20 protein-coding genes are annotated in these 24,347 nt (G+C 50.7%); 6 read left to right on the top strand and 14 right to left on the bottom strand.

The window, feature by feature from the left end:
* The first annotated feature begins 3 nt into the window (after positions 1–3).
* The gene (locus tag BD_RS05340) at positions 4–624 is read left to right on the top strand and encodes a hypothetical protein (protein WP_011163685.1); all 621 of its coding nucleotides are present in this window, start codon (positions 4–6) and stop codon (positions 622–624) included.
* Here BD_RS05340 and BD_RS05335 read toward each other — a convergent pair.
* The 6 genes from BD_RS05335 to BD_RS05315 all read right to left on the bottom strand — a co-directional run bounded on the left by BD_RS05335 (position 618) and on the right by BD_RS05315 (position 6,763).
* Complete coding sequence (locus tag BD_RS05335) at positions 618–3,002, bottom strand: FHA domain-containing protein (protein WP_011163684.1); 2,385 nt, start codon at positions 3,000–3,002, stop codon at positions 618–620. The genes BD_RS05340 and BD_RS05335 overlap by 7 nt on opposite strands.
* Entirely contained in the window at positions 3,003–3,908 is a 906-nt protein-coding gene (locus BD_RS05330; RefSeq protein WP_011163683.1) for a hypothetical protein, read from the bottom strand. It lies immediately after the preceding gene.
* 12 nt (positions 3,909–3,920) lie between these two features.
* Positions 3,921–5,417 carry a microtubule-binding protein gene (locus BD_RS05325; protein ID WP_157865652.1) on the bottom strand — a complete coding sequence of 499 codons (1,497 nt, stop codon included), beginning with the start codon at positions 5,415–5,417 and terminating at the stop codon, positions 3,921–3,923.
* 182 nt (positions 5,418–5,599) lie between these two features.
* Positions 5,600–5,809 carry a DUF5522 domain-containing protein gene (locus BD_RS18485; protein ID WP_080558984.1) on the bottom strand — a complete coding sequence of 70 codons (210 nt, stop codon included), beginning with the start codon at positions 5,807–5,809 and terminating at the stop codon, positions 5,600–5,602.
* Entirely contained in the window at positions 5,799–6,353 is a 555-nt protein-coding gene (locus tag BD_RS05320) for a GNAT family N-acetyltransferase (protein WP_011163680.1), read from the bottom strand. The genes BD_RS18485 and BD_RS05320 overlap by 11 nt, the downstream gene beginning before the upstream one ends.
* Positions 6,350–6,763, bottom strand: a complete 414-nt coding sequence (locus BD_RS05315) for an RrF2 family transcriptional regulator (RefSeq protein WP_011163679.1) — start codon at positions 6,761–6,763, stop codon at positions 6,350–6,352. Before BD_RS05315 ends, BD_RS05320 begins: the two co-directional genes overlap by 4 nt.
* Before the next feature lie 156 nt (positions 6,764–6,919).
* On the opposite strand from BD_RS05315, the gene BD_RS05310 reads away from it, so the two are divergent.
* Positions 6,920–7,561, top strand: a complete 642-nt coding sequence (locus tag BD_RS05310) for an NAD(P)H-dependent oxidoreductase (protein ID WP_041583488.1) — start codon at positions 6,920–6,922, stop codon at positions 7,559–7,561.
* 189 nt (positions 7,562–7,750) lie between these two features.
* Here BD_RS05310 and BD_RS05305 read toward each other — a convergent pair whose 3' ends face one another.
* The 7 genes from BD_RS05305 to BD_RS05275 form a co-directional block, all read right to left on the bottom strand.
* On the bottom strand, positions 7,751–8,425 hold the full coding sequence (locus BD_RS05305) for a hypothetical protein (protein ID WP_231839289.1): 675 nt from the start codon (positions 8,423–8,425) through the stop codon (positions 7,751–7,753).
* A 32-nt stretch (positions 8,426–8,457) separates the two neighbouring features.
* The gene (locus BD_RS05300; protein ID WP_011163676.1) at positions 8,458–10,143 is read right to left on the bottom strand and encodes a twin-arginine translocation signal domain-containing protein; all 1,686 of its coding nucleotides are present in this window, start codon (positions 10,141–10,143) and stop codon (positions 8,458–8,460) included.
* 12 nt (positions 10,144–10,155) lie between these two features.
* Positions 10,156–11,703, bottom strand: coding sequence for a hypothetical protein (locus tag BD_RS05295; RefSeq protein WP_011163675.1), 1,548 nt, complete (start codon positions 11,701–11,703; stop codon positions 10,156–10,158).
* Positions 11,704–11,926: 223 nt separating this feature from the next.
* The gene (smc, locus tag BD_RS05290) at positions 11,927–15,514 is read right to left on the bottom strand and encodes a chromosome segregation protein SMC (protein ID WP_011163674.1); all 3,588 of its coding nucleotides are present in this window, start codon (positions 15,512–15,514) and stop codon (positions 11,927–11,929) included.
* Between the two features lie 310 nt (positions 15,515–15,824).
* Entirely contained in the window at positions 15,825–16,340 is a 516-nt protein-coding gene (locus tag BD_RS05285; RefSeq protein WP_011163673.1) for a hypothetical protein, read from the bottom strand.
* Positions 16,341–16,605: 265 nt separating this feature from the next.
* The gene (locus tag BD_RS05280) at positions 16,606–17,088 is read right to left on the bottom strand and encodes an ankyrin repeat domain-containing protein (RefSeq protein ID WP_011163672.1); all 483 of its coding nucleotides are present in this window, start codon (positions 17,086–17,088) and stop codon (positions 16,606–16,608) included.
* Positions 17,089–17,100: 12 nt separating this feature from the next.
* Complete coding sequence (locus BD_RS05275; protein ID WP_041583702.1) at positions 17,101–18,588, bottom strand: catalase; 1,488 nt, start codon at positions 18,586–18,588, stop codon at positions 17,101–17,103.
* Between the two features lie 163 nt (positions 18,589–18,751).
* On the opposite strand from BD_RS05275, the gene BD_RS05270 reads away from it, so the two are divergent.
* Complete coding sequence (locus BD_RS05270; protein WP_011163670.1) at positions 18,752–19,261, top strand: paraquat-inducible protein A; 510 nt, start codon at positions 18,752–18,754, stop codon at positions 19,259–19,261.
* Complete coding sequence (locus BD_RS05265) at positions 19,233–20,084, top strand: MlaD family protein (RefSeq protein ID WP_011163669.1); 852 nt, start codon at positions 19,233–19,235, stop codon at positions 20,082–20,084. Before BD_RS05270 ends, BD_RS05265 begins: the two co-directional genes overlap by 29 nt.
* Before the next feature lie 258 nt (positions 20,085–20,342).
* On the opposite strand, the gene ppdK is transcribed toward BD_RS05265, so the two are convergent.
* Positions 20,343–23,054 (bottom strand): pyruvate, phosphate dikinase, encoded by a 2,712-nt coding sequence (ppdK, locus tag BD_RS05260; RefSeq protein ID WP_011163667.1) that lies wholly within the window; start codon positions 23,052–23,054, stop codon positions 20,343–20,345.
* 290 nt (positions 23,055–23,344) lie between these two features.
* Between ppdK and BD_RS05255 the strand changes: the two genes are divergently transcribed.
* Positions 23,345–23,653, top strand: coding sequence for a hypothetical protein (locus BD_RS05255; protein ID WP_041583487.1), 309 nt, complete (start codon positions 23,345–23,347; stop codon positions 23,651–23,653).
* 157 nt (positions 23,654–23,810) lie between these two features.
* A complete protein-coding gene (locus tag BD_RS05250) occupies positions 23,811–24,314 on the top strand; it encodes a hypothetical protein (RefSeq protein WP_011163665.1) in 504 nt (167 codons plus the stop codon).
* Positions 24,315–24,347 lie beyond the last annotated feature (33 nt).

Below are 24,347 nucleotides of genomic sequence, written 5' to 3'. Positions count from 1 at the left end.
TTTATGAAAACAATCTTCTTCTTCCTGATTCTAACAGCTTCGTTATCAGCTTTTGCAAGTGGTAACCGCGTCGGCAACGGCGGCGACGTTGTCTCCTGTCCCGAAAAAACAGAGCTGCTGGACTTTTACGAGTCCTCTTTAATCCTGCACGACTTTGAAAGCACTGCAGGCTACCGGCATATTGCAGAACAGGTTCTGAAGAATCTGTCCCGCTTCAGCCCGACTCAATCGCGAAACTATGTCCGTCGTCTGAGCCAGTTTATCGATGAAAGTGATTTCAAATCAGAAGTCACCTTGGCGGACATCAAAGACTCCCGACATCTGTTCCAGCCCAGAGATGAAGCCTGCAAAGTTCAGCAGATTGCGATCCGCAAAAAAGAGGCGTCCGCCGCCTCCAAGCGGTTCCTGGTAGATCAGGATCTGTGGAACAAACTATCCGAGCGCGGCAAAGCCGGCTTGATTCTGCATGAGATCATCTATGAACATTTCTATAAGCTGGGCGAGGATGACTCCATCAAGGCCCGCCAGCTGAATGCATATCTTTTCAGTGAAAATGCCCAGAAAGACAAACCTGCCGAGTACTGGAAGATCATCCGACAAATGAAAGTGCCGTTATATCAATAGTTGGCCATGCGGCGGCGTTGGACTTCTTCTTTATAGAAATTGCGCTCGAAACGGCGATAGGATTCCAGGCGGACTTCGGTACCCAGGACATCTTTCATGCGCGCCAAAGTCTGGTTTTCCAGCTCGCGCATCTTTTCGATACCTTCTTTGATAAAGTCCGGATGGATTTTTGATTTCTTGTCGGCCAGTTCCTTCACCAAGGCATTGGCGGATGAAATGACCTGAATGGACTTGTCTTCATCCACACGCCAGGTTTTCAGCAGATACTGGGAAGCCGCCTTGTAAAGCTTCTGCTGGAACTGGGCATCGGTATAGATATCCATATAGTTACGCGTGTAAATAACTGCATCTGTATAAGAGTCTTTGATCTCCTCCGCCTGCGGAGGATTGAATTTGCGTTTTTCCAGATCGTCCTGACGTTTCTTCGCTTCGTTGCTGACCATGGTCTGCATGGGACTCTGGTCTTTCACGACACGGTCCACGACAATCTGACTGACGAAATAACCCACGGCCCCCATGGCAAGACCCATGGTGACCCAGCGAAGTTTTTCGCTTTTGCGTTTTTTCATCAGATCGACCGGTTTTTCACTCATTGACGACTGGGACAGGGACGCCACTTTACCGTCGATGGCTTCAGCAATATGATTTTCCACGGACTGGCTGACGTTGCGCCATTTTTCAGGCTCCATCAGCATCACGATCTCTTTTTCAATAGCCGAGTGGATGTCCTTCACCATGGAGTTCTTCTTGCGGATCACATCATCCAGCAGATCGCGCTCCATTTTCTGCAGGCGTTTGGACATATCCAGACGCATTTCTTCCAGACGCTCCTCTTCGGACTTCGCCATCTGGGTCTTTTCTTTTTCCAGCTTTTCGTTCAGGAAGATCTTTTGCGCATCGTATTCCTTAAACAAATGAGCCTTTTTGGATTCGATGTCATGCACGTCCATTGTCAGATGGGCCTGCTTTTCCTGCAGACCTTTCAAAGAAGCTTCCAATGCGGCTTTTTGTTTTTCCAGCTCCGTATGGGAAGTCTGAAGCTCTTTCAGCAAAGCCTGGCCTTTTTCCACCTGCGACAGCAGATCGGAATTATCAGTACGGGTTTTGCTCAACTCTTCAGTGGCTTTTTGCAGTTCCGCCGTGCGGGCCGCAACGTTATTCATAAGTTCGTTTAAAACGGTCTGCTTTTCATTGCTGACAGCCGTGATTTCCTGAACTTTTTCGTTCGCCATTTGAATCTGCTGTTCACAGTCGGCCTTGGCCTTCTGCAAAAGCTGGTCGGCGGTTTCCTTGGCTGTGGCAATCAAAGAAGCATTGTCATTGCGGGCTTGTTCAGATTCTTCGCGCAAGCGCGCCTCCGCATCGCGAATCTGCATGCGGGATTCATTCAGCAGTCTTTCGGCTTCAGCCTGGGCCTCCTGCAAAGTGCGCTGATTCAGTTCCTGGGCATTTTCCAGATCCGTGCGAATACGGGCTTGAGTTTCCTCGATCTGAAGTTTCGAGAAATCCAGAATACGGTCCGCTTCCTCGCGGCTGGTTTTAAGCAGCGCTTCGCTTTCCTGACGGGCCAGCTCACGACCGTGGGCAATGGCTTCGTCTTTCATTTTCTCGGCCGCAAGTGTGGCTTCCGAAATGATGTCTTCAGTGTCTTTGCGAGCCTTCTGGCGCAGGCTCTGAACGTAAGAATCGACTTCTTCACGCAGTTCCTGGGACATATTGCGCGCCTCATGCAGCAGGCTTTGCCCCTGCTTTTGGAAGTCCGCCAAGATGGCATCCGCTTCCTTGTGCGCTTCTGCCATGCGGGTCTGATAGAACAGCTCAGCCTGAGCCTGAGCTTCGCGGGCTTTCTGATAGATGACCTGCACCCGGCGTTCAGCCTGGGTTTCGCCTTCCATGATGATTTGCGCCGCTTTGCGCTTGGCTTCGTGCAGGATTTTTTCCGCCTGGAAAGGCGCCATGTTTGGTGCCGGCATGGCCACCGTGGCTTCCAGTGGGGCGTCTTCTTCTTCCGGCACGGTTGCCGCGGATTGAGAAATCGACGGCTCGGGTTCTGGTTCCGGTGCGGGCTCTTCGACGAAAAGATCCAGGTTCAGGATGTATTCTGAACGGCCCAACTGAATGCGATCTGAAGGAACCACGTTCACCGGGGTCCCTTGCACTATACGAGTGCCGTTGATGAAGGTCCCGTTGGAGGAGTTTTTATCCTCAATCCAGATCTGATTCCAACGACGGCTCACAACCAGATGAACCCGGCTGATGTTGTTGTCGTTCAAGGACAAGTCACAGTCCAAAGAGCGGCCCATGGTGAACGAGTCCTTGTTCACCTCACGGCTTAGCACCTGATCCTTCCTGTGGATTGTGACTATAAACTTGTTCAATTAAGCTCCTCTGACCACCGCCGCAGTTTTTCCGATTTCCTTGTTCAGGGCATCTTCGGCCAAAGCTTCAACGGCATCACGATGTTCATCAAATGGGCGCTCATGAGCTGGGAAATTATTGTTGTCCGCGCGATACCACAACAAATCCAAAGAGCTCTCGAAACGGTCGATCATGGACACATAAGCTCTTTCCGGGGAAAGAATCACGTTCGCCACATGGGCCATCAACGAGAAGATGATCCCCGCAATGGATGTTTTCATCGCGAAAGAGATCTCGTGAAGGAAACGATCCATGATGTTTTTGGTGTTTTCCAGATCCTGCAGATTCATCGTGCCCAGTTCCTGCAAACCACCCGCGATACCGATGAAGGTACCTAGGATCCCCGCCACGACAAACAGACCTGGCAAAATAGAGATCAAGTCGTTCATACCCACCATCGGGATCACGCCAAACACCTTGTTGAAACAAGGATTATGTTGCAAAGTCGCCTTGGTGATATTTAACAGCTTCGGATTGTCATCCGTCCAGCGCAGGAACTTCACCTGTTTCAGGATGTCTTTCACCAGCCAGGCACAGCCCTGACGAACCAGGAACACACGGTCACTGGCGGACATGACATTGTCGGGCTTTCTGCGTTTCATGCGGTCGCGGATTTCAAATACTTCGTAATAGGTTCTTTCCAAAAGCTTTTTGGTCAGCACATAGAAAGACACGTTCTCGACTTTGCCGGGAACTTCAGCTTCGATGAAACGATTCACACGTTTTTCAAATTCACGCGCGAAGGATTCATGGCGGCGGACCGTGTAATAGATTACCGCGCGGAAGAACAAACCGACCAGAAAGACGGCGCCCATCACATACGGCAGACTTATAATAAAATATTCAGCAAATGCCTTCGTTGTCACAACCCACCCCTTTTATTTCTTCGGATCCATGTTAAAGCGGATGATTACCCGCTGCGCCTTCTTACAGTCGTTCTGCTTGCAGAATTCGGCTGCTGTGGCGACGTTGCGATTTTGCACCTTCATGACTTCCAGGAAGCTTCGTCCGGAAACCTTCATAAGGGCCAATAGTTCGCGTTGATGTTCAAATCTCATGTTTCCTTCATCCAGCATGTAACTGAAGATGGAATTCGCACGGCGATAGCTTAGATCCATGTTGTACTTCAAAGCGGCTTTGTCCGCCGGCTTGGAACTGTGCGGATCGACGAAACGGCCCTGATATGTTGGTGACGCAAAACCGATGATCTCCACCGCGGAAATTTTATCCGACACCTTTGGGTTGCCGAACAAAGAGCGCGAATAAATCGGCATCGCTTTTTCAAGGACACCTTTCATCTCGTGTTTCAGGCGGTCGGAGTCACTGTCAAAGTAAGCCTGTCCGAAATCCAGAACCACGTCGCCCGTCTGCATATCAATGTCAGCTTTGATCCCTGCCTTGGCGAAACCTTTTTGAATCTCACCCGCCACGGATTTACGCGCTTCAATTTCAGCACGTGCTTTCGCCAACTGCCCTTGCGTGTCGCTCAAAGCACCCTGCAACTTTGCCTTTTCCTTGCCAAAGCCTGCCGCCAAAGCCGCTTTTTCTTCCGCAAAGCCCTGTTGCAATCCTGCGATTTTCGCACCGGCCTCAGCCTTGGTGCGGGACAACGCGCCCGCCAGATGAGTTGCTTCGTCTTCCTTCTGCGCCAGCAACCCCTGAGTTTTGGAAAGTTCGCCCTGCACCTGACCCAATTGCACATTGGCCTGGTTCAGTTGCATTTGATATTGGGCATTGACCTGATTCAGCTGGGCCACCTTTTGATTTCCCTCAGCGCGGGCTTGCGCCATTTTCTGTTCAAACAACTGTTTGGACAGCTTGTTGTTCTTGTAGGCCACACGCAGCTCGGTCAGACGTTTTTGCAACTGAGCCTGTGTGACCGCGATCTTCTGTTCACCCTGGGCGATCAACTGCTTTTTGTTCTGAATGTCTTTATTCAGATCAGCAATTTCGGTTTCCTGGGTTTCGATTTCCACGTCCTGCTCTTTAATCAAATCATCACGATTGATCAGCTTGGACTTGGCCATCTTGTTGGCATTAAGAACATTGCGCACCATCTGCTGGTACTTGTTCAGAGCTTTGACCTTTTCCCCGTTTTCACGGGCTTCCTGGATCAGACGCTCTTTTTCAGTTTTGGCGTCCTCCTGAAGCAATGTCAGCTTGTCCATAAGCTCTTCATACTCCTGCACCTCGTCTTTAGGTGCCTGACTGGCCAGATATTCGTTCTTCACGTTCTCGTACATCTTCAACTGGTTTTCCAGTTCTTCCACCTTCATGGAAAGCTTCTGGTTTTCCACCTGGCCACGCAAAGCATCGGTGCCTGTGCGCAAACTGGATGTGACATACAAAAGAAGGAAGATCGTGCTTAAACCCAAGAATAAATCCGAATACGACGTCCAAAAACTGTCGCTCGAATGTTCTTTGTTTTTTTGATAATTAAACGACATACCAACGCACCCCACCTGCACAAATCATAACAGTGACGATCTTCTTTTCGGTGGCTCAAAAACAGAATTGAGTGTTTTTCTTTCGGAGAAAATGCCGAAGGTTTCAACACTTACGTCCGGTCGGTGGGTTCTTTTGGATTTTTCTGACTATTCTTTTTCCATGGGCAATGTCTGCAGCCTGAACCGCAGCAGTGACCGCGCTTCAAGTGAAAATACTCAGTAAAAACAGTGTATCCTGTCGCAGGATCGACATAGGAGTCCTTTCCGGACTCGCAAGCATTGCGATGAAGTTCTTCGATTTCGCGATTTTTATCGTTCATCACGAAGTTTGGCGAACACCAGAGTGTCTCGTCTTTGGCCGTTTTCAACGGCGTGATGTCGTAAACGGGCCTCGAATTTGTAATGACAATTTTCAGCTACAGAGCTGCTGCGGCTGTTAAGACCTGAACAATGAATCTCAATTCGATAAAATCCAAGCTCAAACAGGACCTTTTCCAAAGCCAGCACCGCCTCGCGCACATAACCTTGTCCCTCGAATTTCCCAAGGATCCAGTAGCCCAGTTCACAGCGGTCATTGTCCCAGCTGATCGTGTGCACGCCGACGTTCCCCATATAGATGTCACCTTCGTTCAGGTACATGCCATAGTCGAACATTTTGAAATCCTGCCACTGCGCTTGAGTCATTTCGATGTAATCACGTTCATCGTGAACTCCACCGATTAATGGCACCCATGGCAGAAAGCGCCCCAGGCGTTCGCGGTCCTGGTCGACATACTGAAACATGGTTTCAGCCATTTCAATTTTGTGTTTTTTCAGAGTGATTCGTTCGGCGCGAATTTCTTCGGCAGGATAGACGGACTTCATTTGGCGATTTTGGACGTCAGATCAGACAAACGGATCCCGCCCAGATAATCCATAGAGTTGTTCTCAATGCCATCCACCAGCTCGCACATCAGCTTTTTCATTGAACAGCTGACAACGCAGTTTTTGAAGGGCTCTTTATCCGGAGTCGCAATCAGCTTCTTGTCGGTGATCGCCACATAGACATCACGAAGGGAAATTTCCTTCGGGGCTTTGGCCAGCTTCACACCGCCCGCCTTGCCTTTGAAGGACGTCAATAGTCCGGCATCAACAAGTTTGGAGATCAAACGGCGGATCACCGTCGGATTGGTGCGAATGCTCGCGCCCAATTCTTCAGACGTCATCAGATCGCCCTTGTGGTAAGCCAGGGCAGTCATAATATGAACTGAGACAGAAAACCTTTGATCAACCATGTCTAGATCTTACCTTAAGCCTCAAAAATAAACAATATCAAGGAATTAAGTCCCTAAGGACCCGAGGCTTCCTTAAATGTATCTTTTACTGTTGCATTTAAATTCCAACCACGGCATACTGTGCCTGTATTTGACACAATTAAAGGAGCCCTTCCCATGACCCATAAAACGATTCAAGATGCCCTGGAGTGGCGCTACGCCACTAAAAAGTACGATGCGACCAAAAAGATCTCGGATGCCGACTGGACAACCCTGCGAAATTCCCTGACTTTGGCGCCGTCCTCTTACGGCGTGCAGCCGTGGAAATTCCTGGTCATCGAAAATCCCGACGTCCGTAAACAGCTGAAACCGGTGTCCTGGAATCAAACCCAAGTGACTGACGCCAGCCACTATGTGGTTTTCCTTTACAAGGAAAAGATGGATGCAGACTTCGTACAAAAGTTCATAAACCGTGTGGCTGAAGTCCGCAGCGCCCCTCTGGAAGCTTTGGACGGATACAAAAATATGCTGGTTGAAAACCTGGTAAAAGCGCAGGAAGAAAAAATCCGCGTCTGGTCCCAGCGCCAGACTTACATAGCCATGGGTTTCCTGCTGCAGACGGCAGCGCTGCTGAAAATTGACGCCACTCCGATGGAGGGCTTCGATCCGGTGGCTTACGACAAAATCCTGGGCCTTGAAGGCTCCGGCTGGAAAACCGTGGCCACTGTGGCTTTGGGGTACCGCCACCAGGAAGATGCTTTACAAAATCAAAAGAAGGTTCGCTTCACTGAAGACGACCTGATCCAATACATCAAGTAATTCCGGATTTTCCGCTGCTCTCGGCGGACCTGCAAAGAGTCTCCCCAGATTTTCCCTTGCAGGTCTCCATCGGCAGCGGAGGTTCCTTCTCCAAGGTGCCTTTGTTGTGATCCCTTCAAAGGCTGTCTTAAAAAAAATCCCCGGGGTTCTTTGGAATCCCGGGGATCGTCTTTTTTAGATTTTAAGATTCTATTGCAGCTGCCAACCGGGTGATTCGCAAACTTGCAGAGCCAGAGCCCGCCATCTTTCCATCGCCGGCTCCCCTTTCAGCGCCAAAGCTTTGTCATAGTCAAGCAAGCTTGCCACGATAATGTCCGACGCTCCGTCACCGCGATAGAACAATCCGTACACCTGGCGAACGGCATCCGCAGTTGGCGCTGCCGGACGATTCGAGATCTTTTCCAAGATCGCGTTCACACCTTCATCCATCCCCAGCACGTTTTCACAGAACTGGACACGGAAGGATTCGCGCACAGTGTTGTCATCGGTTTTAATTGGCAGATTCGCATTTGAAATGTCGCCCCCACAATCGCGGCCGCTGTAGGTGCTGTAAGGATTGCAGCCCAAACCATACTGCGCCCCGCGCCGGATAATCCACTGCTCCAGCAGACTCTCAAGATTCGGGACCGGACCGGAAGAACGGGTGAAAACCTCGCGCATCAGGGAAGCCACGTATTCGCGGTTCACCACTTGAACTTTCTGGGTCGGCAGTGTCACATCTTTTTGACTGGGATGACTCTGATCCGTGTCCCCGGAGGAACCCATATCCAGATTCAATGACGCCTGATCCAGAACAGCGAACTCGCCCATCTGACCACAGTTTTGGTACATCTGAGTCAGAACAGCTCCGGATAACAGCAACATAAAAAATTTATTCTTGGCTGTGATCATTGTTCTTACCCCACCAGCTTCGCCGCTTTAAGAATCTGCAGCTGATCGCCATTCAGGCGAATCAGTGGTTCAGCCAGATTCTCGTATGGATTTTTTGGAACTCGCAAAAGTGCTGTCACTGTGGATGCTGCCATCGTCGGGGACGGCATGCCTTTTTGATTGTAACCATCTATCGGTGCCGCACGTCCCTGAGTGCCGACGTAACCGCCACCGTGACCAGCACGATAGATGTTACCCACAACAAATGGACCGCGCTGGATTGCGCCCGAGAACACACTGGTCACCATCTGATTGAAACCATGGTCACTGCCTGTACCGTTGGTTCTTGCCGTGCGGTTGAATTCAGAGATCACCTGAATCACGGTTTCAGACCACAGGTCCACACCGTTGACTTTGGTTTTTTTCAATTGTTCGATCAGCTCCATCATTCCCGCACACAGGCCTCGATAGTATGCCGTCGTGATCAGCACGCCCGGAATCGCACCGGTTTCGTGCATGTCTTTGATAGCCACGTGATTTCCAACCACACCATCTGCGGCATCCTTAATCATCAAACCTGCCGGATCACCCATTTGCAGATTCATCGTGCTGACCAGGCCTTCTTTCAGAACGTATTCAGCCAATGCCAAACCTTCTGCCAATGAACCGGGAGCCGTCATAGTTTTGATGGAATCACGCAGATCCGAATCACGACTGACCACCAGACCGCGGTTGCCCGCAGCGACGTGAACCCGCCAGAAGTTCCCCTGGTCAGAAATCATCGCCACGTCATTAATGCCCACAAGCCCCTGCTGGCGCATGCTGGCCTCAATCACGGACCGATAACGGGCCACGGCCCCGTCCCAGTAAGAACCGATATTCCCAATGCCTTTTTTCATCAGATCTGAGGCATTGGAAAGATTTTTGGAAAGAATTGTCGAACCCGCAAATTCAGACTGCGAATAGGCACGCAAGCGTGCCTGAGCCAGATCAAAAGCCTCACGGTTGCGGTCTTTCAGGCTGCGCCCCTTGGCACGGTCTGCGGCTGGACCGCCAAACCCCTCCAACAAAGAATTCAGTGGATTGCCCGTCAGAATATTCAGTGCTTTGCCACTCATGGAAGCATAGTTGCCGTAAGCTCCACGATCGGGCCACTCCACCGCCTCAAAGGTTTTCTTGGAATAGTCGGCAGCCAAACCCATCACCGAGGACACACCGCCCACCGGAGCCTGTTGAATTGTCGCATTGAAAGGATGACCGTCAAAACCGGAGCCGAAGCCACGGATCACCAGCATATTATTCAGAAGCTCCGTCAAAGCTTTGGCACCCGCAGATGTCGTCACAGATTGTGAAAACATGTGTGGCACCATCACGCCGTTATAGTTGAACGTCGCGTATTCAGTGCCGACAATGTTGTTGCCTGAACGAACCAGTTTCGTTGCCACCATGGGATTGTATTCCAAAGGCGCATCTGAAGGATTCGTACGCATCCACGCATCAAACGTGTAGCGCATCGGCCCACCGGCAATCAGAATATTGATATAGTTGCGAGCTCCCAGATTTCCGGTTGCTTCAGCCTGGGCTTGATGAATAAAGCCTGTGCTAAGAGCATTCAGAAGTCTTTCATATGGTGTTGCCACCAGGGCCGCTGCCCCGGCCACCGCACCACCTGCGATAAAGCCCCTGCGAGTCAGATTTTTTCCGTCCCCCATAATGCCCCCGGATTATTTTTCCCGATAGTTCACGTCACGATAGTATTTTGAAGACATGATCTGCTTCACCATATGGCGCACAGACTGGTTGCGCTGAAGCTCTTCCCCAAGAGCCTCAACGAACTTACGGTCTTCATAGCTTTCAGTGGATAGTTTCTTATTTAATTCTTCATTTGCCGGATTGGAGCGGTCATAAAGAGCCACTGTGATTCCGGTGAAATATTCAAAGTATCTTTTAGCCGCGCAGTAATAGTAATCCTTGGTTTCAGCCATCGCCGCACCCAACTGGGCAATGCCCGTCACCGGACGATCAATCAAAGCTCCGGTCATTGAGCGGAAGAACAGACGACCTGAAGGCACCTGACGATGGAAGTTTGCCACCGGCTCCGAAGGCCAGCCGGCCACAGAAGGAAAATCCGGGCGATAGGTCGCCAAATGCAATGCCGTTTTAGAGTGAGTTCTGCTGCCAGCACTCAACGCCGCATAGTCAGAATTTCCGACCACCACGTTACGGGCGGTGTAAGCCATCGGATCCAAAGTCGCATGGCACATCACGCAGCTGCTGGAGTTTCTAAATGGCGCAGAAGAATTCCCCACCACATACTGACGAATGTCGTTTTCACGCAAAGCCGGAAGCTCTGCACACAAGAAAGATTCCATGTTGGTCTGAGACCAGCGGCGCGGAACCTTGGTGGTTCCATTGGCCTCAAGACCACGGCCATGACCATAGTTCAGCATCAGATAAATAGGTGTACCCAGCACACCGCCACCTTGAGTCTGGAAAAGATTGAAACTGAAATTCAAACCCGGCTGGTCGCTGCCGCGCTTATCAGCCCCCAAAGGCTGCAATGACAGATTCGGAATGGTCGCATTATCTGTGGCGATGCGCACACCGACCAGCTCCCCCACTTCAATTTTTGGCAATGTCACAAACATCGCTTGGGTTGTGTCCGAATTGCCATTGAACCCGCCAGAGAGTGCACGGAAGTTGAAAAGATTCAGGTCCAAGCCTGCGTTGTTACCGGAAATACGACGGCCCGGGAAAGTCACATTAAAGCCGATGCGATTGCGCACGGCCATGTCCTCTTCACGCTGGGCACGCACCCCCTGCCCCAGAGTCAGAACATCACGGTACTGGGCATTGCGGGCAAACATCGCACGTGTCAGCGCCAGACCAGGCTCTGTCGAGTCATAAATATCCATCGTCCCGCGGGACATCTCTTCATTGTATTCCTGGATTTGTTCAACCGTGTTGGCGGTGAACCAGGTGCGGTGGAAATTATAGAAGGTGTTTAGAACGGCGCGGGCTTCTTTGTCAGAACGATTGACCAACGGACCGGAAGCATCCAGTTCGGCCTTGTCCAACAAAGAATTACAGGCGTCCAGCGCCTTGATTTTACCGGCACGGATCTGCGCCATCGTTGCGTGCCCCAAAGGCACCGGTTTCCCGGTCAAATGGGAGTAGCAACGATTGAACAAGCCTGCTTCACTCAAAACTTGAGCAGAAGCAAACGGTGCCATCAGCAACGTGAATGCAAAGATTAACTTGGTCACGGTCATTCCCCCAAAGAAGTTCCGTTAGTTCCCTTATCTTATCGGAGCTTTTGTCGGGAACGCGACTGTAGTTCTCACAATGGGGCGTTCCTTTGCTGTTTAGACTGAAGATTCCGGAACACGAAAGAAACACTTTCGCGGAACGTCTCACTTTGCTACAACCCGGAAAAAGAAAAACCCCGTTGAGTTCCTCAACGGGGTTTTTGGCATTCGTTTTGTTTTCTTCAGACTATTTGATGTCCTGGATGGAAACAGAAACCATCGTGGAAACACCGCGCTCCTGCATCGTCACGCCATACAACTTGCCCGCCACTTCCATGGTGTGCTTGTTGTGGGTAACAACGATGATCTGAGAACGTTTGGCCATCTCACGAACCAGGTCGTTGAAACGGAATACGTTGGCGTCATCAAGTGGAGCGTCAACCTCATCCAGCAAACACCATGGAGATGGTTTCACCAGGAAGATAGAGAACACCAGCGCCACCGCAGTCAAAGCTTTCTCACCACCCGACATCAAAGACACGTTCTGAGTCTTTTTGCCTGGAGGACGTGCGATGATCTCGATACCCGCTTCGTTCTTTTCAGTTTCTTCAACAAGCTCCAACCAAGCCTCACCGCCACCGAACAAGACCGGGAATACGCGGGTGAAACGGTCGTTAACCAGCTCGAAGGTTTCTTTGAAACGCTTGGAGCAGATTTTGTTAATACGCTCGATAACCTTGCGCAACTGATCTTTGGCCTCGGTCAGGTCCGCGTGCTGTTTGGTCAGGAATTCGTAACGTTGAGCGGTCTCTTCGTACTCTTCAATCGCAGACAGGTTCACTTCACCGATCTTCGCCAGTTTCTCACGCAGGTCTTTCAGTTGAGCATCCGCTTCCAGGAAGTCGCCTTCGCGGTTCACGTATTTCTCAACAACGTCAGGCAGGTTCAGCATGTAGCGCTCGCGCACCTGATCAATCAGGTACTGCTCTTTCATCTTCGCCTGCTCCAGTTTCAACTGGGAGTCGTTCATTTTGTGCTGTCTTTCATTGCGTGCACGCTGAGAAGCGGAAGCTTCATCTTCGATCGCACGGATTGATTCAGACATCACTTCGTATTCGTCTTTCGCGCGAGCCGCCTGAAGCTTCAGGGTCTCGACTTCGTCCAAAAGACGTTCAAATTCAATTTTCTTTTCTTCCAGAGTCACCTGAGTGTCGGTCATCTGGGAGTTGTACCCTTCAGCCTCTTCACTCATACGTGCCAACTGAGCTTCCAGATCCGTCAGGGATTTGGTCACCATTTCAAGCTGTCTCAAAACACCAGTGTATTCCTGGGTTTTGGAAGCGGACTTCACCTGAAGATCCGTCACTTCCGCCTGAAGACCGTCAAAGCCCAGACGAACAGAGTTCATCTCAGAGTTCAAAGTCTCCACTTCAGTCTCAAGCAGAACTTTTCTTTCACGAGCCTCGATCAGAGCCTCGTTCAGTTCTTCAAGTTTCTGCTCTTGAACTTCCAGTTGCTCTGTCAGTTTTTTGACTTCGCGTTCCTGGCGCTCAACTGCCGCCAAAGCGTTCTGAACTTCATTTTCAGCGCGCTCAGCGTCTTTTCTCAATTCGGCAACTTTGATCTCCTGATCGATCTTGCGTTTTTGCGCGCCTTCGAAGTCATTCAATACGTTGGCCAGCTGTTCTTCGGTCTTTTTAAGAGCCATCTGAGCCAGCTGCAGTTTTCCTGCGAATTCGTCTTTTTTCTCGGACAATTCTTTGATTTCACGACGACGCTTCAGCATGCCAGAATCAGCAGACTCGGAAGAGCCCCCTGTCAAAACACCGTCAGCTGTCAGCGTGTCACCGTCAAGAGTCACGAATGTCCAGCCTTCATATCTTGGGCGCAAGTTCAAAGCGGTGCGGATAGAATCCACAATCGCCACGCCATCAAGCATGTAGGTCACTGTATTTTTGAATTTGTCAGCCGCCTGAACCACGTCTTTCAGGATGGCTTGAACGCCGTCCTGACCCATTGGTGCTTCAGCACGGTTGAAAGTAAGCCCCTGACCGTCAGCAGCCATAAAGCTGGAACGACCGGATTTATTTTCTTTCAAGTGGGAAACAGCGTCCACAGCGATATTGGCATCAGAGGACAACAACATCTGCAAGCGAGAACCCAAAGCCGCTTCCATCGCCACTTCGTATTCAGCCGGAACTTCAACAACCTCAGAAACCGGCTGGAAGTGAGATACAACAGAACCATCCGCCATCATTTCCTGAGTGCGGGTTTTCTGCCATAGCATGACCTGCTTCACACCCTCCTGGAAACCTTCAAAGTTATTTTGCAGGTTTTCCAGACCGTAAAGGCGGGACGCCACTTCGTTCAAAGAATCCTTGAAGGAATCCACTTCGGCTTTTTTAGTCGCCACGGAATCCTGAAGGATTTTTTTGTTGGCTTCGAAAGAGTCCACATCGCTGGCAAGATCCAGCTGCATCTGACGCTCTTTATCCAGCTCGGTGATCACTTTTTTACGGCGGTTTTCGAACTCAACTTGTTTTTCACGAAGTTCGTTCAACACCTGCTGCTCGTTGTCCTGACGGTCTGTCAGGTCCGCGATCTGAGAGGACAGGGAATTCACACGCGCATCCAAAGAGGATTCGGTCTGACCGACGGCGAACAACTCACGACGTTTCGTCGTCAGGTCCTCGTCCACAGTGCCGATGCGGGAATTGAAGTTCTGGAAGATTTCATTTTTCTCAGCGAAAGCGGCCGACAGAGACTCGGACTCTTCTTTCAGCTCGGTCACCTGTTCATCCAATGCGGCTTTGTCGCGGGCAAGAAGCTCTTTACGGGCTTGCTGCTCCTGCAGGATGGTGCCGGTCATCTGTTCATTGCGGCGAGCCTGTTCGATCTCGAAGCGAAGCTCCTGGATCTCCATCTCTTTCTTTTGAACAGTGGATTGTTTGGTGAAGTATTCAGTCTGTTGTTCTTCAACTGCCTTTTCCTTTTCCAGGATCTGCAATTTCAGAACTTCCAGCTGGCCCTGCAAAGTGGAAAGGTTCGTTTCGCCTTCCACTTCCATGCTTTGCGCTTCGTTGAAGATCGCCTGAGCTTCGTCCGCAGCACGTTTCAATTCAACGTACTGGGCAGTGGAAAGCCACAGGTCCAGATCTTCAATCTGATTTTTGATATTGCGATAGCGTTCTGCACGCTGAGCCTGTCTTTGCAAAGAATCGATCTGGCGTTTCAACTCGCCGATGATGTCCTGCAAACGCACCAGATTCTGATCGGTCGCAACCAGTTTGCGCTGGGATTCTTTTTTACGGGCTTTGAACTTGGTGATACCGGCAGCTTCTTCGATAAGCATGCGGCGGTCTTCAGGTTTCGCAGTGATGATCTTACCGATCATACCCTGAGCGATGATGGAGAAACCTTTGGAACCGGCACCCGTGTCCATGAAGATCTCCTGCAGGTCTTTCAAACGAGCAGGCTCTTTATTGATGAAGTACTCACCTTCACCGTTTCTGTGCAAACGGCGGGTCACCATGATTTCAGAATGTTTAATATATTTTGCCGGGAACGGACCACCGTCATTTTCAAGTGTCAGGGACACTTCACACATACCCAGTGGAGCATAACCTTCCGCTCCACCGAAGATGACGTCAGTCATTTGGGATGCACGCAAGTCCTTCGCGGACTGGTCACCCATAACCCACATCAAGGCATCCACGATGTTGGATTTACCGCAACCATTCGGTCCGACGATACCAGTGATACCGGCATCAAAGTGAATGACGGTGCGGTCTTTGAACGATTTAAAACCAATGAGTTCAATCTTCTTAATTCTCAAGGTATATCCCCTCTTGAGTACTTCCCCTCAAATACAAGCCCTTGGTCTAGCTAGACCAAAGACCATTAGAATTTCGCGAGTGTTGGGAAGCATGTCAACCATAGGCTCTTAAAAGAGGGCCTAACGCTGAAAACTTAAGCAGACTTACAACTGATTTACCTGCTGCATCATGAAAAGTTGCCTAGATAGTTTCCATCGCATGATGCGCCGTAGCCAGAAAAAAACAACCAGGCACCAAATGCAAAACGGCGCACCGGGTAAGCGGAGCGCCGTGAATGGCGATATTAAGAAGGAATTTTTCGCGCGGATCTTACAGGCAGCGTACGGATTGGCCGTACTGGTTTTGCATGATCACACCAGAACAGTTGTGAGTCACACCGCAGTTGTACTGTTGATTGTTGTAGTAGTACACACCGGAACAAGTCTGGGACGTCGTCGCACCACCTGTGTTGTTCATGCAGTAAGTGTAATTTACTGGGATGTACTGAGTGCCGCTGACTTGGTAGCACTGGTTGCCGCTCATCACGTATTGACCGGTTGTCGTGCTGGTTGTGCAGTAAGACTGCGCCACTTGCTGACCCGTGGATGTGATGATGCACTGGCCGTTAGCATTGTAAGAGTAAGTCGAATTCGTAGAGCAGTAAGTCTGGTTCACTTGAACCGCCTGCCCGTTTACATTCTGATAACAGATGTTGTTAGCACCCCAGTAATAGATATTGCTGGTGCCGCTGTTATTGTCATCCTTGCTACAGTTCGCCAAACCTACAGTCATGGCAGTCAGTACAAGGGCTTTCAAGATCGTCAGAACATAGTTTTTGAATTTCATAAAATTTGTTTCCTTCTCTATGCCAATCCTTAAAGCAATTCAGCGGCCAAAAACCCCTGGCACGCGTTTCACCAACGAATTTCGAACACTTAGAGCATTCAGGAAGGATCATGGAATAAGTTCAGGCTGTCTTTAGGTTAGACAGTGACGACAATTGGCTTTCTGAAAAGCGTCTCTACAAAACCATCACGTACCACAATGAAACAAGGCACTTAGCACTGCACAGTGTTTACACAATCTGGCAGTGCTTTCTCTATATATGATATCAAGCTTCCGGTGTTGGCCGCGACAGCTTGCGCGCAATCAGCCGGCAGGCGACTTCCATCGGGTCCGCCCAGGAAGCCGGCCGGTCACTTAATAAAGACACCACTTCCTTGCGCCCGAAAACCTTGGCCAGATCCAAAGCCGTCATGCCGTGGGGGTTGCGGTCCTCCAAGCGAGCGCCGTTACTGAGCAACAACTCCGCAAGACGGGCATGTCCCTTAAAACAAACCCCCATCAAAACCGAGTTCCCCATATCATCGGTGGAGTTCACATCCGCCCCGCGTTCGATCAGAAACTCGGCGGCGTCCTCCTGATTGTTATACGCAGCCAGCATCAACAGCGTGTGCCCTTTGAAATTACGAATTTCCAAACCTCCGCCAAAATCCAGATACTGCTTCAAGGCCTCGCAGTTGCCGTTGCGGGCCTCTTCAAAAATCAGCGGTTCCACCACCATTGTCTTTTTATATTCTTCCCAGGTCGCCATACATCCTCCGCCCTAATGATGGGCACTGCCACTTTCATATTTGTCTGAATAAACCTTTACACCCATGCGCTCGGCCAAGCCGCTACCGTAAGCAGGATCGCACCTCATAAAGACCTCGATCTGACGGCGTACGATTTCTTCAGGCACATTTCCGCGCTTCATGTGTTCGGCGATATTATCCAGCAGCTGCCTTTTTTTATCGGCGTCCATCAACCGGAACAAATCCCCTGCCTGACGGTAATCATCATTGCCCTGATGATGATCAAACCGGTCCATGGTGGCATCATCCAGCTTCAATGGCGGTTCCCGGTACTGTTCCTGCTGAGCAGGTCCCCCGAAAGAGTTCGGTTCATAATAGGCATGATTGTATTCAGGAACATCCAGGCGCATGGCCCCGTCCAGATGATAGTGGTTCACTTCCACTTTGGGTTTGTTCACAGGAAGCATTTCGTAGTGAGTGCCGATGCGATAGCGATGGGCATCAGCATACGCAAAAGTGCGCGACTGCAGCATCTTGTCCGGCGACCAGGAAACACCCGGTACCATGTTGTTCGGGTTGAAAGCCGCCTGCTCTATTTCAGCAAAATAGTTTGTCGGATTGCGGTTGAGCTCCATGGTGCCCACCTCAATCATCGGGAACTCTCCGTGCGGCCACACTTTGGTAAGATCAAAGGGATTGTACCAGGTTTTCTTGGCCTGCTCTTCGCTCATGATCTGCACGTACATGCGCCATTTCGGAAAGCTTTTTTCTTCGATCGAATTGTACAGATCCTCCTGATGGCTTTCGCGCGTGCGCCCCACAAGCTCTGCCCCTTCATCATTGGTCAGATTTTTGATCCCTTGCTGGGTTTTGAAGTGGAACTTCACCCAGTGACGGTCCTCCTTGCTATTGATCAGGGAATAGGTGTGCGAACCAAATCCGTGCATGTGCCGATATGACGCCGGTAAACCACGGTCAGAGAATAGAATTGTCACCTGGTGGCAGGACTCGGGACTTAGTGACCAGAAGTCCCACATTGCCGTGGGGCTTCGTAAGTTGGTGCGCGGATCGCGTTTTTGTGTGTGAATGAAGTCGGGAAATTTATAAGGATCACGCACGAAAAAAACCGGCGTGTTGTTGCCGACCAAATCAAAGTTGCCTTCTTCGGTGTAAAACTTCAGCGCAAATCCCCGCACGTCGCGTTCAGCATCTGCAGCGCCCCTTTCGCCGGCAACCGTTGAAAAACGAATCAGCAGATCTGTTTTTGTTCCCGGCTGAAGGAACTTTGCGCGGGTGTATTTGGAAATATCTCCGTTGATCGTCAGCGTGCCAAAAGCGCCGGAGCCCTTGGCATGCACTGTTCTTTCCGGCACCCGCTCGCGGTTTTGGTGCGCGAGCTTTTCAATCAGCGCCACATCCTGAAGTACCAACGGCCCACGAGGCCCCACCGTCAACGAATTCTGATTGTCTGAAACCGGCGCACCAGCACTGGTGGTCAAACCCTTCTTTGATTGAGCCATATCATGCATCCTTTCTTGAATTTTGAACGACCCCTTAAGCATAAGGACAAAGAATATTCCGCCGTGAGTTGTATTTTTCAGCTATGTCAGACGAAATCTGCGGGTCCTCCCTGGCTGTGGAAATACAAATATCCTGCCTGCATCAAGGGGGTAAGATGACGAAATGAATACACAAGCTCAGCCTCTGACCCTGGCGTTTTCTATTACCGCACTGGTGCTTTACATACCGGCGAACCTGTTCCCATTTATGAGCATCGAACTTTATGGACGCAGAAACACAGCGACCATCTGGGATGGAATTGTCTCGCTGGCGAAAGCGGGTTCATGGCCCATCGCCATTATCGTGTTCCTGGCCAGTATTCTGATCCCGCTGCTGAAACTCATTATTCTTTTCTATCTGTCACTGGATTCCTCGGACCGTCAGCCCCGGCTGAAAGACAATCTGTACCGAATCGTGGAGGCTATTGGCCGCTGGTCCATGCTGGACATCTTCCTGCTGTCGATCATGATCGCAATTCTAAAACTTGGAAAATGGGCCACGGTGGAACCCAAACCCGGAGCGCTGTTATTTGCTCTGGTGGTGATATTTACAATGCTGGCTTCGGCTTACTTCGACCGCAGTGCTTTTAACGAAAAGGACCGTGATGGAAAAAGATCTGAAACAGAGGGCTAAAAAGATCGGTTCTCACTGGTATGTCTGGTTGTTCCCGGCTTTTGCCGTGGCGATTTCCGCCTGGCTGCTGGTACAGTATCTGACGTCGCTGGGGCCAGAGATCATCATTTCCTTTGATGAAGGCAGCAGCATCGAAGCGGAAAAAACGCGTCTGAGCTATCGCGGTGTGACCGTCGGCAAAGTCACAGAAGTGGCCCTGTCTGAAGACCAAAAGAAGGTTCTGGTGCACGCCCGCCTGGATAAAAGCGCAAAAAGCTTCGCCCAGGAAGGTGCCAAGTTCTGGATCGTCACCCCCAAAGTCAGCATCCAGGGCATCACCGGCCTTGAAACTTTAATCGGAGGCCCTTACATAGCGGCCCAACCAGGAGAAGGCTCCGAGACGAAAGAGTTCGAAGGCAAACAGGAAAGCGCCACGCAGGATCCTTTGGAAGACACGGTCACTTACCGGCTTGAGACCAACAACGCCGAGTCCATCAACCCCGGAGACAACGTCAGCTTTCGTGGCATGAATGTCGGCACCGTCACGAAGGTGTCCTTAAGCAAGACCGCCCAATCCCTGTATGTGCAGATCAATCTGCAAAGCAAGTACGCCCGCCTGGTGCGCACCAACACCCAGTTCTGGCGCAAGGTCGGCGTGCAGGCCAAACTGGGTCTGTTCAAATCAGAACTAAAAATCAATTCACTGGAAACTCTGCTTCACGGCGGGATTGAGTTCTTCACACCCGACCCGCCTGGCGACATCGCCAAATTCAATGCGCGGTTCCCTTTGCAGGGCTCAGCCCCGAAAGACTGGCAGAAGTGGAATCCTTCATTAGAAAGGTAGTTTTATAAAATCTTTATCTGGTCCACACAGGATTTAAGAAATCCTTGAGATTAAAGACGCTAGAATGTCTTTACCAAGGAGGACCTATGCAATACAAAAATACAGAGGTCGGATACAAAGCATCCGCCACCAATGGTGAGATTGCTTTTCGCATTCTTTTCACCACCATGGTGTTAGGAATTCTGGTCACCTATTTTACAAAGTGAACCGGTGAAACAAAAAAAGCCCTCTTCATCAGAGGGCTTTTTCGTTTTTTGCTTAGTGGATTTTCTTACCGATCAGGGCTGCGCGGGCTGCCGCCAGTCTGGCGATAGGCACACGGAACGGAGAGCAGGACACGTAATCCAGCCCCACCTTGTGGAAGAACTCGATGGATTCAGGGTCCCCACCGTGCTCACCGCACACGCCGACTTTCAGGTCAGGCTTCGTGCGACGGCCCAGGTCCACACCCATTTTCACCAAAGAACCCACACCCACCTGATCGATGGACATGAACGGATCTTTCGGCAGAATTCCATGAGACACGTAAGTGCCCAGGAAGCGACCGGAGTCATCACGGGACAAGCCCAAAGTCGTCTGAGTCAAATCGTTCGTACCGAAACTGAAGAAGTCCGCGTGTTCTGCAATGGCGTCCGCCGTGATCGCAGCTCTTGGAAGCTCAATCATCGTGCCCACTGTGTATTCAAACTTCACGTTCTTTTCAGATTGAACCTTGTTCACTTCCGCCACGGCCTGACCGCGCAAAGTGTCCAGTTCCTTGTCTGTCGCCACCAGCGGAATCATGATTTCCGGCGCCAAGGTTTTGCCTTCAGCCATCAACTGAGCCGCAGCTTCCGCGATTGCACGAACCTGCATCTGGTAAATTTCAGGATAAGTGATCGCCAGACGACAGCCACGGTGACCCAGCATCGGATTGAATTCATGCAGGGATTTTACTTTAGAGCGCAGGCGCTCATAGTCCGTGTTCAGACGTTTTGCCAATTCCTTGGTTTCTTCATCCGTGTGCGGAACGAATTCATGCAGAGGTGGATCCAACAAACGGATCGTCACTGGCAGGCCGTCCATGATTTTGAACAGCTGATAGAAGTCTTCACGCTGCATTGGCAAAAGTTTCGCCAATGCTTTTTCACGGTCCATTTTGTTGTCAGCAATGATCATCTCACGAACCGCATCGATGCGGTCTGCGCCGAAGAACATGTGCTCAGTACGGCAAAGGCCGATGCCTTCTGCACCGAAGTTGCGCGCCGTTTGCGCGTCTTTTGGCGTGTCGGCATTGGTGCGAACTTTCAGTCTGCGAATGCCATCAGCGATTTTCATGATGCGCTCGAAGTTGCCATCCAGTTTCGGTTCGATGGTTTTAACTTCGCCCAGATAAACTTCACCCGTGGAGCCGTCCAAAGTGATCACGTCGCCCTTTTTCAGAACGTACCCTTTCACTTTCATGGTTTCATTGCGGTAGTCGACTTCGATGTCACCACAACCCGCCACACAGCATTTACCCATACCACGCGCCACAACGGCCGCGTGTGATGTCATACCACCACGAGTTGTCAGGATACCTTGTGCTGCCACCATGCCGGCAATGTCTTCCGGAGAGGTTTCAATGCGCACCAGGATGACTTTCTTGCCTTGCTCTCTCCACTCGACCGCTTCTTCAGAAGTGAAGACGATCTGGCCGTTCACCCCGCCCGGAGACGCAGGCAAACCTTTGGCCAAAGTGGTCTTTGCCGCTTTTGGATCCAAAGTCGGATGCAGAAGCTGATCCAATGAGGAAGGATCCAGACGCAGAATCGCTTCGTCCTGCGTGATCAACTTTTCATCGATCATGTCACAGGCGATTTTCAAAGCCGCCGCTGCGGTTCTTTTGCCGTTACGGGTTTGCAGCATCCACAAAACACCGCGTTCGATCGTGAACTCGATGTCCTGCATGTCGCGGTAGTGACCTTCCAGCTTTTTATAGATTTCAACCAACTGACCGTAGGCCTGAGGAAGAGCTTCTTCCAAAGACATGACACCCGCCGCGGCTGCGGCAATCTTGGTGATCGGTTGCGGGGTGCGGATGCCCGCCACCACGTCCTCGCCCTGAGCATTGATCAGGAATTCGCCGTAGAAGGCTTTTTCACCTGTGGATGGATTGCGCGTGAACGCCACACCCGTTGCAGAGTCATCCCCCATGTTCCCAAAGACCATGGACTGAACGTTCACCGCTGTACCCCAGGCTGCCGGGATCGAATGCAATTCACGGTAAGTGATCGCACGCGGCGTGTTCCAGGAATGGAAGACCGCGGAAATCGCGCCCCACAGCTGCTCCCAAGGATCTGCCGGGAAGGACTGACCGGTCATCTGATGAACCAGGTCTTTGAATTTTTTCACCAGAAGCTTCAGGTCATCGACCGTCATTTCGGTGTCAAGTTTGTAGTGTTTTTCCTCTTTCATGTCTTCCAGAGTCACTTCCAGAAGTGAAGAGTTCATCCCCATCACCACATCAGAATACATCTGAATGAAACGACGGTAAGAGTCCCACGCAAAGCGCGGATTGTTAGAGGACTTCGCCAAGCCTTCCACAGTCTGATCATTCAAGCCCAGATTCAGGATCGTATCCATCATGCCTGGCATGGAAGCGCGAGCCCCGGAACGAACAGAAACCAAAAGTGGGTTGTTCACATCGCCGAATTTTTTGCCAATCTTGGATTCCACTTTGTTCATGGACTCCTGCACCGCCGGGCGAACCCAGTCAGGCAGCTTGCCACCGGCTTCATAGAAGTGAGCGCAGATCTCAGTGGAGATCGTGAAGCCCGGAGGAACCGGAATGCCCAAAGAGGTCATCTCGGCCAGGTTGGCGCCTTTACCACCCAGGATGTTCTTCATGCCTGCATTGCCTTCGGAATCCCCGGCAGCAAAGAAGTAGACGAACTTCTGTGGAACGGCTGTTTTGGATGCTTGTTTGTCAGAGTTTACATTCTGGTGCATTAGTCTCCCCCACCGGAAAAGTAAAATTAGTTGTCCTATCTAGTAGACATAGAACATCCCTAAGCCCTTAATATCAATGAAATTTTGGGGCCCAGTATGCTCTGAGTTATAGAGCTTCCATTCCACCCCAGGAAGGGTGTTCCGGGGACTTCTGCTTCCCTTAAAAAACCACACGTTTATCGAGCACTTAGGAGTTTTTACAGGAAGCCCTTCCCGACCAAATCCTAACGGGTCTTTCGGCAGTGCCTGTGCTAGAAAATCGCGCATCCCAAAAACCCAAGGAGAAATTCATGAAAAAGGCCGTTCTTGCCCTGTCTGTTTTGATGTCCGTAAGCAGCTCTTTCGCTCAAGACTGCACTCTTGAAGAGGCTCAAGGCATCGCTCTGGTTTCTTCCGTTGAAGTCTTGAACGAAACTCAGTGCCGCGCCAAAATCAACGGCGTAAAGATGTTCAGTCCGGCTTACAACTGCCCGCTTTCCCTGGATGAAGTTCTGGTTTCCGGCGTGATCATCAATTGCAATCGCGTGCATGAAGGCCGCATCGACGGCATCTTCTATCGCGACAACGGCAAAAACGACTCCAACATCTATCTGTACTAATCCGGCCCCGCCGGGCAGAGCAGAAGGGGCGGCAGCCCCCGCAAGCTGAAGCAGCAGGTATTCCTAAAAAGCATATTAACTTTGATTCTATGCACTTCACACAAACGAATCAGCTTGATAGGAATACCCTCGAAATCGAAACACTCAAGGAGAGACTATGAAACACCAGATCCTGGCTTTGGCCCTGACTTTGACTTCCGCAACTGCCTTTGCGGCACCTCAATCCTATTCCCTGCCTGCTTTGAAAGAGCTTTGCGCAATGGACGCTGGCAACGAAGATGAATTCGCTTTTGAAAAAGCCTTCGCGGACGTTAGCGAGTTTGACATCAAGGAAGTTCAATCCATCAGCGACAAAGATCTGGCGATGGTGAACGCTCACCTGGTGGATCATGAGTACACAGCCAATGCCCTGACTTTTGCAGAGCTCAAAGCTTTGTTCGGTCCTGGTGGCGACCAGGCCTACAACGATCTGTACGTCATCACTTTCAAATCCAAAACCACCGGCCGCGTTTACACTCACGTGAAAACCTATCCGGGCGACAATCCTTATGGATTGATCTTTGATAACAAAACTTTGAAGCCCGTGGCTCACAATGGTGACGGCAGCATCGTGCTTCTGACCAACAACGGTTCTTACAGCTGCTGGGAACTGGACAAATAAGCTCACCGAGCTTGTGATATCATGGAAATAAAA

The sequence above is a fragment of the Bdellovibrio bacteriovorus HD100 genome, from assembly GCF_000196175.1.
GTDB lineage: Bacteria > Bdellovibrionota > Bdellovibrionia > Bdellovibrionales > Bdellovibrionaceae > Bdellovibrio > Bdellovibrio bacteriovorus.
This window is presented reverse-complemented; position numbering and strand designations above follow the sequence as displayed.

Bases quoted from the DNA above. Each gene is read 5' to 3' on its own strand.
- BD_RS05340 (WP_011163685.1), top strand. From the start codon at position 4: ATGAAAACAATCTTCTTCTTCCTGATTCTAACAGCTTCGTTATCAGCT.
- BD_RS18485 (WP_080558984.1), bottom strand. From the start codon at position 5,809: ATGAACGATAAAAATCGCGAAATCGAAGAACTTCATCGCAATGCTTGC.
- BD_RS05320 (WP_011163680.1), bottom strand. From the start codon at position 6,353: ATGAAGTCCGTCTATCCTGCCGAAGAAATTCGCGCCGAACGAATCACT.
- BD_RS05315 (WP_011163679.1), bottom strand. From the start codon at position 6,763: ATGGTTGATCAAAGGTTTTCTGTCTCAGTTCATATTATGACTGCCCTG.
- BD_RS05310 (WP_041583488.1), top strand. From the start codon at position 6,920: ATGACCCATAAAACGATTCAAGATGCCCTGGAGTGGCGCTACGCCACT.
- BD_RS05305 (WP_231839289.1), bottom strand. From the start codon at position 8,425: ATGTTGCTGTTATCCGGAGCTGTTCTGACTCAGATGTACCAAAACTGT.
- BD_RS05300 (WP_011163676.1), bottom strand. From the start codon at position 10,143: ATGGGGGACGGAAAAAATCTGACTCGCAGGGGCTTTATCGCAGGTGGT.
- BD_RS05295 (WP_011163675.1), bottom strand. From the start codon at position 11,703: ATGACCGTGACCAAGTTAATCTTTGCATTCACGTTGCTGATGGCACCG.
- BD_RS05285 (WP_011163673.1), bottom strand. From the start codon at position 16,340: ATGAAATTCAAAAACTATGTTCTGACGATCTTGAAAGCCCTTGTACTG.
- BD_RS05280 (WP_011163672.1), bottom strand. From the start codon at position 17,088: ATGGCGACCTGGGAAGAATATAAAAAGACAATGGTGGTGGAACCGCTG.
- BD_RS05275 (WP_041583702.1), bottom strand. From the start codon at position 18,588: ATGGCTCAATCAAAGAAGGGTTTGACCACCAGTGCTGGTGCGCCGGTT.
- BD_RS05270 (WP_011163670.1), top strand. From the start codon at position 18,752: ATGAATACACAAGCTCAGCCTCTGACCCTGGCGTTTTCTATTACCGCA.
- BD_RS05265 (WP_011163669.1), top strand. From the start codon at position 19,233: ATGGAAAAAGATCTGAAACAGAGGGCTAAAAAGATCGGTTCTCACTGG.
- ppdK (WP_011163667.1), bottom strand. From the start codon at position 23,054: ATGCACCAGAATGTAAACTCTGACAAACAAGCATCCAAAACAGCCGTT.
- BD_RS05255 (WP_041583487.1), top strand. From the start codon at position 23,345: ATGAAAAAGGCCGTTCTTGCCCTGTCTGTTTTGATGTCCGTAAGCAGC.
- BD_RS05250 (WP_011163665.1), top strand. From the start codon at position 23,811: ATGAAACACCAGATCCTGGCTTTGGCCCTGACTTTGACTTCCGCAACT.